11 protein-coding genes and 1 riboswitch are annotated in these 11,549 nt (G+C 39.1%); all 11 genes read left to right on the top strand.

The window, feature by feature from the left end; genetic code table 11:
* Positions 1 to 86: 86 nt before the first annotated feature.
* Positions 87 to 166, top strand: a riboswitch (ZMP/ZTP riboswitch).
* A 50-nt stretch (positions 167 to 216) separates the two neighbouring features.
* A complete protein-coding gene (gene pflB, locus Q8865_09470; GenBank protein ID MDP4153648.1) occupies positions 217 to 2,442 on the top strand; it encodes a formate C-acetyltransferase in 2,226 nt (741 codons plus the stop codon).
* Between the two features lie 10 nt (positions 2,443 to 2,452).
* Positions 2,453 to 3,172, top strand: a complete 720-nt coding sequence (gene pflA / locus Q8865_09475; protein ID MDP4153649.1) for a pyruvate formate-lyase-activating protein — start codon at positions 2,453 to 2,455, stop codon at positions 3,170 to 3,172.
* Positions 3,173 to 3,262: 90 nt separating this feature from the next.
* Positions 3,263 to 5,587, top strand: a complete 2,325-nt coding sequence (locus Q8865_09480) for a beta-propeller domain-containing protein (protein ID MDP4153650.1) — start codon at positions 3,263 to 3,265, stop codon at positions 5,585 to 5,587.
* A 151-nt stretch (positions 5,588 to 5,738) separates the two neighbouring features.
* Complete coding sequence (locus Q8865_09485; protein ID MDP4153651.1) at positions 5,739 to 6,215, top strand: DUF4830 domain-containing protein; 477 nt, start codon at positions 5,739 to 5,741, stop codon at positions 6,213 to 6,215.
* A 191-nt stretch (positions 6,216 to 6,406) separates the two neighbouring features.
* The gene (gene ugpC, locus Q8865_09490) at positions 6,407 to 7,519 is read left to right on the top strand and encodes a sn-glycerol-3-phosphate ABC transporter ATP-binding protein UgpC (GenBank protein MDP4153652.1); all 1,113 of its coding nucleotides are present in this window, start codon (positions 6,407 to 6,409) and stop codon (positions 7,517 to 7,519) included.
* Between the two features lie 250 nt (positions 7,520 to 7,769).
* The gene (locus tag Q8865_09495) at positions 7,770 to 8,648 is read left to right on the top strand and encodes a YicC/YloC family endoribonuclease (GenBank protein MDP4153653.1); all 879 of its coding nucleotides are present in this window, start codon (positions 7,770 to 7,772) and stop codon (positions 8,646 to 8,648) included.
* Between the two features lie 30 nt (positions 8,649 to 8,678).
* A complete protein-coding gene (locus Q8865_09500; protein ID MDP4153654.1) occupies positions 8,679 to 8,945 on the top strand; it encodes a DUF370 domain-containing protein in 267 nt (88 codons plus the stop codon).
* Entirely contained in the window at positions 8,938 to 9,525 is a 588-nt protein-coding gene (gene gmk, locus Q8865_09505; GenBank protein MDP4153655.1) for a guanylate kinase, read from the top strand. Before Q8865_09500 ends, gmk begins: the two co-directional genes overlap by 8 nt.
* A 64-nt stretch (positions 9,526 to 9,589) precedes the next feature.
* Entirely contained in the window at positions 9,590 to 10,282 is a 693-nt protein-coding gene (locus tag Q8865_09510; protein MDP4153656.1) for a CvpA family protein, read from the top strand.
* Positions 10,283 to 10,296: 14 nt separating this feature from the next.
* Positions 10,297 to 10,842, top strand: coding sequence for a CDP-diacylglycerol--glycerol-3-phosphate 3-phosphatidyltransferase (gene pgsA, locus Q8865_09515; GenBank protein MDP4153657.1), 546 nt, complete (start codon positions 10,297 to 10,299; stop codon positions 10,840 to 10,842).
* 12 nt (positions 10,843 to 10,854) lie between these two features.
* Positions 10,855 to 11,549, top strand: a 695-nt coding sequence (locus Q8865_09520; GenBank protein MDP4153658.1) for an AAA family ATPase, incomplete at its 3' end; no start/stop codon positions are given.

An 11,549-nucleotide genomic window follows, 5' to 3' on the forward strand; every position in this document is an offset into this window, starting at 1 on the left:
ATTGATTCAGGACTGGATGGTCATCAAGCAATATTTATAAATGCGGTTGACAGGAAGAAAAATAAACTGTATACTAAAAACAGTTATAAGCCGCTTATTACTGACGGCATGTGGGTTAACCACGGGGGAGTAAGCGGTATAAACGCCGACCGTCTGGGCAATCTTTCGCTAATGCGAAGATTGCCCTTTTTTATTTATTTCTTTATGGAGGTACCAATGTATAAACAGTGGGAACATTTTAACACAGGGCTATGGTGTGATGAGATTAACGTGCGTGACTTTATCTTAAATAACTATCATCCATACACGGGTGAAGAATCATTTTTGAGCGGATCTACAGAAAGAACAAACAATCTTATGGATAAGCTTAACAAGCTTTTAAAGGAAGAACGCGAAAAGGGCGTTATCGGCATAGATACGAGCCGTGCATCTTCGCCTGCCGCTTATGCCCCTGGCTATCTTGATAAAGATCAAGAAATAATTGTTGGGCTTCAGACTGATGAACCGTTAAAACGAGGGCTGTTTCCGTTCGGAGGCATGAGAATGATGCGTTCTGCCTGCGCTGCATACGGATATCAGGTTTCAGATGAAGTGGAAAAGATGTTCACGTATCGTACGACGCACAATGATGGAGTATTTCGTGCATATACAGATGAAATGAGGGCTGCGCGCCACTTGGGGATTATAACGGGGCTTCCAGATGCATACGGACGCGGCAGGATTATTGGTGATTATCGCCGTGTTGCTTTGTATGGAGTAGATATACTGATTGAAGAAAAATCAAAGGATAAAGTCGCAATTGGCAAAGGTTTGATGGATGCAGAAACTATCCTTTTAACAGAGGAACTTTATAAGCAGATCGATTTCCTGAAAAAGCTAAAAGAGATGGCAACGCTTTACGGTATTGACATATCGATGCCTGCATCGAATGCAAAAGAGGCTTTCCAATGGGTATATTTTGCATATCTTGCAGCAATAAAAGAGCAAAATGGAGCGGCAATGTCACTTGGCAGAGTATCGACATTTTTAGATATTTACATAGAAAGAGATATAGCGGCAGGGACTATCAATGAAACACAGGCTCAAGAGATCACAGATGATTTCGTTATGAAGCTTCGCATGGCAAGATACTTGCGCACTCCTGAGTATAACGAACTGTTTGCCGGCGATCCAATGTGGATCACGGAAAGTATCGGCGGTATGACAGATAAGGGGCAGACGCTTGTTACAAAATCCTCATACCGTTTTTTGCAGACGCTTTATAATCTCGGTTCTGCTCCTGAACCTAATCTGACGATTTTATGGTCTCAGGATCTCCCTGAAGCATTTAAACGTTTTGCAGCTAAGGTTTCGGCAGACACAGCATCTATACAATATGAAAATGATGATTTGATGAGGCCGCTGTACGGCGATGATTATGCAATAGCGTGCTGTGTTTCAGCAATGAAGATCGGAAAACAGATGCAGTATTTCGGCGCTCGCTGTAATCTGCCGAAACTTCTTCTCCTTTCACTCAACGGCGGACGCGATGAGATCTATGGCTCTAAAATTGGACCGAAAGATACGATTTATGATGCAGAAGTTTTAGATTATGATGAAGTTATGAGAAGGTTTAAAAAATACCGTTCATGGCTTTGCAGGCTTTACGTAAACACAATGAATGTGATTCATTACATGCACGATACATATAACTATGAAAAGGTGCAGATGGCACTTCATGATACAAATGTGGAACGGCTAATGGCCTTTGGCGCTGCGGGGCTATCGGTAGTTGCAGATTCTTTATCGGCAATAAAATATGCAAAGGTAAGACCGATAAAAAACAAAGAAGGACTTATCACTGATTTTGAAATTACAGGCGAATTTCCCACATTCGGCAATGATGACGACAGAGTAGATAATATCGCGGTGGAACTGGTTAAAGGCATGTATGAAGAATTGTGCAAAACGCCTGCGTATCGAGGAGCCAAGCATACCTTATCTATTTTGACGATTACATCAAATGTCGTATATGGAAAGAAGACCGGATCAACACCAGACGGAAGGAAAAAAGGAGAGCCGTTTGCCCCCGGTGCTAATCCAATGCACAACCGCGAACACTGCGGTGCGCTTGCATCTCTAAATTCTGTTGCAAAGCTGCCGTATAAATACTGCAGAGATGGGATTTCGAATACTTTTTCGATCACACCTGATGCTTTAGGAATGACGACAGAGGATCGTATAGCTAACCTTGTGAATTTGCTTGATGGGTATTTTTCTCAGGGTGCACACCATATAAATGTAAACGTGATGGTAAGAGAAATGCTTTTAAAGGCAATGGAAGATCCCGAAAGTTATCCTAATCTTACGATACGTGTTTCGGGTTATGCGGTAAATTTCCATAAACTCAGCCGTGAACAGCAGCTTGAGGTGATCAGCCGTACGTTCCATGAAACTATGTAGGAGGACACTAGTGCAGGGCAGGATTAATTCTTATCATACTATGGGCGGAGCGGATGGCCCCGGTATACGTTTTCTTGTTTTTATGCAGGGGTGTCCACTCCGCTGTGTATACTGCCACAATCCTGAAACATGGAAAGTATCTGGGGGGACTGAAATATCCTCTGACGACCTCTTTAACAATATAAAACGTTATAAACCGTACTTTCAGAATGGCGGCGGCGTAACTGTTACCGGAGGAGAGCCGCTGATTCAAGCAAAATTTATCAAAGAGCTATTTAAAAAATGCAAGGAAAACGGTATTAATACTGCTCTCGATACAAGCGGAATCATTTTTAATAATGATGTATCGGAGCTTTTGAATGTTACTGACCTTGTACTTTTAGATATTAAATTTACGGATGAAAAAGCATTCGGAAAATATACGGGCGGAGACCTTCATAATGTCCTAATATTTCTTAATATACTTGAAGAAAGAAAAATATCCGTCTGGATTCGTCAGGTCATTGTTCCGGGACTAAATGATACTGGAGAAGACATTAAAGCACTTTTTGAAATATTAAGGCATAAAGATTGTGTAAAGCGTGTGCAGTTGCTTCCGTTTCATAAAATGTGTGAAGACAAATACAAATCTATGAATATTATTTTTCCTCTTCATGATGTTCCTCCCGCTGAAAAGGGGAAGGTCAAACTGCTTCAAGACCAGATTAACAACTTGCTTTTTGATTTATAATTGTATAAAATTAAGAAAAAATCAAATTTATTGGAACATTTGCATTTTGCCTTACGTCAAATCTTGTGTATTAAGAAGGAGGAAAATAATATGAAAAGAAAAATCGCTCTGATACTTTCGATGGCACTTCTTCTGACCATGGGGGTCTTTCCGGCAAATGCGGCCTCTTCCACGCAAAACAGCGAATTTTATCTGCATATAGGCAGTCCTTTGGCCCTGTCGAACGATGCAGTTGTAAAACTTGACTCGAGTAATCCTGATGTTGCTCCGATAATCTACAAGGGGAGAACGCTTGTACCGTTACGCGCTATATCAGAGCATTTTGACGCAACTGTTGATTATGACTCAAATTCCAGAGAGGCAACAATTAAAAGCTCAGGAAAAACAGCTGTTTTTCCAATAGATAAGGCAAGTTATACGATTGATGGAACTTCTTATGACCTTGATTGTGAATCGATCATTGTTAATTCTAGAACAATGGTTCCGCTGCGTGCTATAGGTGAAAACGTTCTCGGAAAGAAAGTTGAATTTAAGGATAGCGTAATTGCTATAACTGACAGCAGCGCCACACTGACTGATGCGAAAATTACTGACATTAAAAAGAGAATAGCAACTGCAGTAAAAGCAGGGTCTATGGATGAATTAAAATCATTAGTTTTAGCATCAAACAATGCTAACGTAGATCAAAAAGCGACCGGCATGGGTGGTGCAGGCGGCTCGGGAGTTGCTACAGCTCCTGCAGCTCCTACAGCTTCAAGCAATGCAGCGGTAGACGGCAAGGGCGAAGTTCCCGCGCTTGAAGACAGCTCTGATTATTCAAAGACCAATACGCAGGTTAGCGGGATCGATGAAGGCGATGTCGTAAAAACTGACGGCAAAAATATCTATGTCGCCGGTTCTTCTAAATTTGTGATTTCATCAGCAGATAACGGCAATATGGCAAAGCTTTCGGAGACTAAACTTGATAAAAACTCATACATCAGCGACATGTATGTTGACGGCAGCAAGGTAATTATCATAGGAAATAGATGGGAAGATAGCGGCAATGATGTAACAATCCAGAATAAGATGGCTGCAGTAGAACCTTATCCGTACCATCGCAGCCGCAACTTTACATTCATTAAGGTTTATGATGTTACAGATCTTACAGCCCCGGCTTTATTCAAAGAGTATGAGGTTGAGGGAACATATACTTCATCTCGTAAAAACGGCAACAATGTATATTTGATTTCAAACTACTATATTTACAATTATCAAGATGGACCTATTGTCCCGTATTTCAGTGAATCTGCAAGCGGCGGTGTGGAAACATCTATGGCCGTTGATGATATAATGATTTTCCCTGGACAGCCTGCACAGCAATATCTTACGGTTTCTGCCCTTGATATATCAGACGCCGGATCAAAAACAGAGGCGGAAGCAGTTCTGGGATCAGGCTATACCACATATATGAATGATCATGCTTTATATGTATCTTCATACGACTGGGCTCCTGACGCAGGGGAACTTACAAAGGTAGTAAAATTTGCTGTTGACGGAAAAGCAATAAGCTATGCTGGATCAAATGAGGTGCCCGGCTATCTGCTTAATCAATTTTCCATGGATGAATACAACGGAAATCTTAGAATCGCAACAACTCAGTGGGACAAAGGCAATAATATATATGTCTTTGGAGACAGCATGAACGTTGTAGGGACACTCAGCGGAATCGCAAAGGGTGAAAACATCTATGCAGTAAGATTCATGAACAGTGTCGGTTATCTTGTGACATATGAAACAACTGATCCTTTATTCGTTGTAGATTTATCAAATCCGTCAGCGCCCGCGGTTAAAGGCGAATTGAAGATTCCGGGTTTCAGCAATTATCTGCATCCTGTTGGAGAGAACAAATTGCTCGGCATTGGCAACGATAGCTATCCTATATATAAAAAGGACGCTAATGGCAATGATGTAGAAATTGGAACAAGAACAGGCGGCTTAAAGCTTTCGTTATTTGATGTATCGGATATGGAAAACCCAAAAGAGCTTTCATCACTGGTTCTTGGTGACAGCGGTTCTTATACAGAAGCTATGTATAATCACAAAGCTCTTATGTACAAAGAATCAGACGGACTTATTGGATTTGATGCGAATATAAATGGATTATCATCATCAAAAGACAATGAAGATAATAATAGTTTCAACGGAGCTCTTCTTATTTCAATTGCTGGCGATAAACTGACTGAAAAAGGCAGGATTAAAGCGGCAGATCAGAATTACAACTATCCTGATGGATTTGATTATAATGAACTTATTTATGGAAGACGTTTGACTTACATTGGAGATATCCTTTATTATGTTCAGGATGGAACCATTTGTTCTTATAATCTTTCAAACCTTTCCCAGATATCCTCTCTTAAACTCGTCAATTATTGATTCGCGGCCGATGATTAGAACATAGGCCTATAAAAAGCAGACGGTCATAATGTTTAGCCACACATGACCGTCTGCTTAATGTTTAGGCATATATGCAGCAACTCTTTAATAGAATACAAGTGGGATTTTATAATTAACGGAGTTGATTGCATTGCTTATAACATCATTTAAAGTATCTAAAAAGTTATTATGGACATCACTTTTTGTTGTATTCAGCCTTATTTTGCTTTTAATTTTGGCAATGCCGGGTGCAAAATCTCAAGATGTTGTATCAAAAGGTATAAACTTTAAGAATATAAAAACAAATGAAGACAGGATTGCCTTTTTACGTCAATATGGCTGGGAAGTAAATGAACAGCCGGTTTCAGTTCAGGAAGTCACAATTCCCCAAACCTTTGATGATGTTTACACACGGTATAATAAAATCCAACAGAAAAATGGTCTTGATCTTACAAAATACAAAGGGTGCCGTGCTAAACGCTGGACATACGCCGTTAAAAATTATCCGATTGATGTTGGAACACAGGTTTATGCTGATATCCTGGTTTGTAATGACAGGGTCATCGGAGGGGATATTGCTACGTGGAATTTAAATGGTTTTATGCATGGCTTTGAATACGAGAAATAAATATGCATTTTGGCTATAAAAAAGAGTTAGTATCTAAATTTTAAAAAACCCTTTAAAATCAAGTGTTTTGCACTAAAATTATACAATATACATAAATCACAGCAAAAAAAATTGTTAGAAAAGACACTATTAATTAATGCATACTTCTGATATAATTTACAGCGAAAGGTCACGAAATAGGAGGTAGAAATATGGCAAGTGTACAGCTTAAACATGTATACAAAAAGTATGCTGGCGGTGTTGTGGCTGTTTCTGATTTCAGCATCGACATAGAAGATAAGGAATTTATTATTCTAGTAGGTCCGTCTGGCTGCGGTAAATCAACGACCCTTAGGATGATTGCAGGACTTGAAGAGATCACAGAGGGTGAACTTTATATTGGCGAGAAATTGGTGAACGATGTAGCGCCAAAAGACAGAGACATTGCAATGGTGTTCCAGAACTATGCGCTTTATCCGCATATGACAGTTTATGACAACATGGCGTTCGGTCTTAAACTTCGCAAAATGCCTAAAGACAAAATAAAAAAGAGAGTTGAAGATGCGGCTCGTATCCTTGATATAAGCCACTTACTTGACAGAAAACCGAAAGCTCTGTCAGGCGGACAGAGACAGCGTGTTGCTCTCGGCCGTGCAATCGTTCGTGAGCCAAAGGTTTTCCTTCTTGATGAGCCTTTGTCCAACCTTGATGCAAAACTGCGTGCACAGATGAGAACAGAGCTCTCAAAGATGCACAAAGATCTTGGAACTACTTTCATTTACGTTACTCATGACCAGGTCGAGGCTATGACAATGGGCACACGTATCGTTGTTATGAAAGACGGTTACATTCAGCAGATCGATTCACCTACAAACCTTTACAATACTCCTGCTAACTTGTTTGTCGCCGGGTTCATGGGTTCTCCTCAAATGAACTTTATCACCGCGACGCTTACAGAGGAAGGCGGAGTAGCATACCTGAAGTATGGCAAAAATACTTTAAAGCTTCCTGACAGCAAAGGCAAAAATCCTGCTTTAAAAGAATATTTCGGAAAAGAAGTTATATTCGGAATCCGTCCAGAACATATCCATGATGAAGAAATGTATCTTTCAACTATTCCTGATGGGATCATCGATGCTAAAATTGAAGTTACAGAATTAATGGGTGCTGAAACATATTTACATTTTGTTACTGAAGGATTTAACGCTACAGCGAGAGTTAGCCCGAACACAACCGCTAAGCCTGGCGATCTAATTAAGATGACAATTGACGTAAATAAAATACACCTGTTCGATAAGGATACAGAAAAGACCATACTTAACTAAGTATTATTTAATTAAAAAAGCAGTTGATGCTAGTTCATCAGCTGCTTTTTAAATTTTCTGTGAAAATTACATTGCCTGTTTGACAATTTATACTATTATATATATAATTGAGAATACTGGACAAGGATTATAATTTTTGATTATTTACCATAAATTATTATAAAGGTTTTTATTATTACGGCTAGTCGCTTGCCGGGAAATGCGGATGCCGTATCACCCTGTATAGTGTGATATCGGAATTGGAGTTACTATGATTAAAAGTATGACAGGGTATGGTCGAGTCAGCAAACTGATTAACGGAAAGGAAATAATGGTCGAGATCAAATCAGTAAATCATAGGTATTTTGATTTTACTGCGAAAGTACCGAGAATTTACGGTTATCTTGAGGATAAAGTCAAGGGGCTTGTTTCGCAATCTGTAAATCGCGGCAAAGTAGACGTTTTTATTACTATTAATACTGTCGGCGGCCCAGATATGGAAGTAGTTTTGAATGATTCCTTACTGCGCAGTTATCTGGCTGCTCTTCATCACATAAGTGAAGAGTATGGAGTTACAGATGATATATCGGTGTCATCAATTGCACGTTATACAGATATTTTCAATGTAACCAGGAGAGAAGAAGACGAAGACGAACTTTGGGATGAAGTTCAGACTGTTGCTGAGGAAGCCCTTGCATCATTTAGTCATATGAGAGGAGTGGAAGGTCAGAAACTTCACGATGACCTTATTTCTCGCGCAAAATATATTGAAAATATTACGCATGAAATAGAATCAGCTTCGGAAAAAACAGCGCCTGAGTATAAACAGCGTCTTGAGACTCATATTAAAGAATTGATTGACTCTGCTCAAATTGATGAAACAAGGCTTTTGACTGAAGTAGCGCTTTTTGCTGATCGGATTTCAATAACTGAGGAAATCGTGCGCCTTCGCAGCCATTTATCACAGTTTTATACCATGATGGAAGAAAATGTTCCTATCGGCAGAAAAATAGATTTTTTGATTCAGGAAATGAATAGAGAAATAAACACAGTTGGGTCAAAAGCAAGCGATATCGCTGTTTCAAGGCTTGTAGTTGATGTTAAAGCCGAACTTGAAAAAATTCGGGAACAGGTTCAGAATATCGAATAATTTTTCGATTATAATACGGGAGGGTTTTGTTTGAAACTTGTGAATATTGGTTTCGGCAATATGATTTCATCAGTTAAAATAGTAGCTATCGTAAGTCCTGAATCTGCTCCGATAAAACGGATTATACAGGAGGCAAGGGAAGAGGGGCGCCTTATTGACGCGACATATGGCCGACGCACAAGGGCAGTTATTATTACTGATAGTGAGCATGTCGTTTTATCAGCAGTACAGCCTGAAACTGTTGCAAACAGGCTAAATAATATAGAAGATACGGAAGGCGATGAAGACATTGAGTAATGATAAAAAAGGCTTAATAGTTGTAATTTCCGGCCCATCCGGCGTTGGAAAGGGAACGATTATCCAGCGTCTAAAGCAAATTGTAGATAACTGTGTATTCAGTGTATCTGCAACGACACGTTCACCACGACCTGGCGAGGTTAATGGTAAAGATTATTTTTTTATTTCTAAAGAAGATTTCGAAGAAAATATTAGAAATCAAAAAATGCTTGAATATACTATGTATAACGGCAATTATTACGGCACACCTGAAGCATCTGCCAGGGAAGCCGCAGCACAGGGCAACATTGTATTGCTGGATATTGAAGTCGAGGGCGCCGGCAATGTTAAAAAAATTATCCCCGAGTCTGTAAGCATATTTATAATGCCACCTTCTAAATCTGCACTTGAACAGCGTTTAATAGGCCGCGGAACGGAGACGGTGGATCAAATACGGGGAAGACTTAATATCGCAAATCGTGAGATGGATCTTTCAGAAAATTATGATTACATAGTTACAAATGACAGTATAGATCGCGCTGCTCAGGAAATAAGAAGGATTATTCTCAAAGAACAGGCTCGGTTAAACAGACCGTACTAGGATCGGCATACTTAGTTTAATATTGAAAAAAGCAGCCCAAAATTAATATATTAGGTGATTAGTTATGACAATCATTCTAGACATTTTTCTAATTGCATCAATACTGATTTGCTGCTTTTCAGCTATGAAAAAAGGATTTATTAAATCTCTTTTGGAACTTGTGGGCGGTTTTGCCGGTTTTATATTTGCACTTATTTTTGCGGGTTCTTTAGGGAATATTATTAGCGAACGTTGGATTGGACCTTTTTTTGATAAAAACATGACATCATATGTTTCTAATCTCTTTGAAAAGTCAAATGCTGTAAATGGCGAAACAGGATCTGGATTTAATTCATTATTAAAAACTTTTGGATTATCGCTTGATAAGATTCGCAGCACAGTTATTGGGAATACCATTGATAAAGCTGGAGATAAATCAGTTAATTTTGTATCTGCAACTGCCGCACAAAAAGTAAGTTATATTGTGGCTTTTATTTTGATTTTTATTGGCGTGACTATTGCTTGCGCTATTCTTGCTAGGGTTTTGGGTGTAATATTTAAACTTCCTGTTCTTCATCAATTTGACAGCTTGTTAGGCCTTGCTGTCGGTATCATAAGTGCTTTAATTTTTGGCTGGGTTTTCAGCGCTGCGGTATATTATATTTTGCCAATGTTAGGAGATACGAATTTTTTAGGTATTAGCACCTCATCTTATGGAAGCACATTTTTATTCAAATATTTTCTTGATACCAATCCGCTGATTGCGTTACTTGGGTAAAGTGGGGGAAACAAATGAACATACCTAACTCGCTGTCGGTTTTTCGGCTAATGCTGATCCCGACGTTTGTTATCGTATTTTTTATGCCGCAAAGCAACAGTTATTTAATTGCAGGTTTTATTTTCTTGCTTTCCGGCATCACTGATTTTTTAGATGGATATATTGCCAGAAAATTTGGATTAATAACCGATCTGGGCAAAGTTCTTGACCCTCTTGCTGATAAATTGACTCAGTTTACTGTATTTTATTGTCTTTGGATGAAAAATATTATTCCGCTTTGGGCAGTTTGTATTTATATTGTAAAAGAAGTGGTTATGCTAGTTGGTGGTACAAGCATCTATAATAAAAATAAAATTGTTGTAGCTTCAAAATGGTATGGAAAAGTGGCTACTGCATTATTTTATGCAGGAGTTATGGTTGTCTTGCTTTTTGATTTATCAGCCGATATTAAACGTTATATTATTTTCGGCGCTTTAGCTGCGACTGTTTTTGCATTTCTAATGTATATAATCACTTATTTTAAACTAATAACTACCAAAAATAAATCGCAAAAAACTTAAAGGAGATAACTTATGATTTGCTCACGCTGCAAAAAGAGAGTAGCGGTCGTCTTTATAACAAAAGTTGAAGGCGACAAGACAACCAACGAGGGATTATGCCTGCAGTGTGCATCTGAACTTGGGATAAAACCGGTTAACGATATTATGAAAAATATGGGTATCACCAAAGATGATCTTGACGCAACGGAGAATGAAATTATGGAAATGATGCAGGGTGACGAAGATTTTGAAGTCGGAGGAACGCAGGCTTTTCCGTTCCTACAAAATATTTTTGGGCAAGGGCAGAACGGAACAGGCGCAGCAGAACAGCAGAAAAATACAGCAACAAAGCCTCAGAATGAAAAAAAGAGAAAGTTTCTTGATGCTTATTGCATAAACCTCACTGATAAAGCAAGAGTGGGTACGATTGACAGGATAATAGGTCGTGAAAAGGAATTATATCGCGTTATTCAAATACTGAACCGGCGAACAAAAAACAATCCATGCCTTATTGGTGAACCGGGCGTTGGTAAAACAGCTATTGCAGAGGGGTTAGCCTTGAGAATAGCAGAAGGAAAGGTTCCGGCTAAACTTGCAAAAAAAGAGATCTATCTGCTTGACCTGACATCACTTGTTGCAGGGACGCAGTTTCGTGGTCAGTTTGAAAGCCGCATTAAAGGGCTTATAGATGAAGTAAAAAGAATCGGAAATATTATTCTTGTAATAGG

The sequence above is a fragment of the Bacillota bacterium genome (assembly GCA_030705925.1).
Lineage (GTDB): Bacteria > Bacillota > Clostridia > Oscillospirales > Feifaniaceae > JAUZPM01.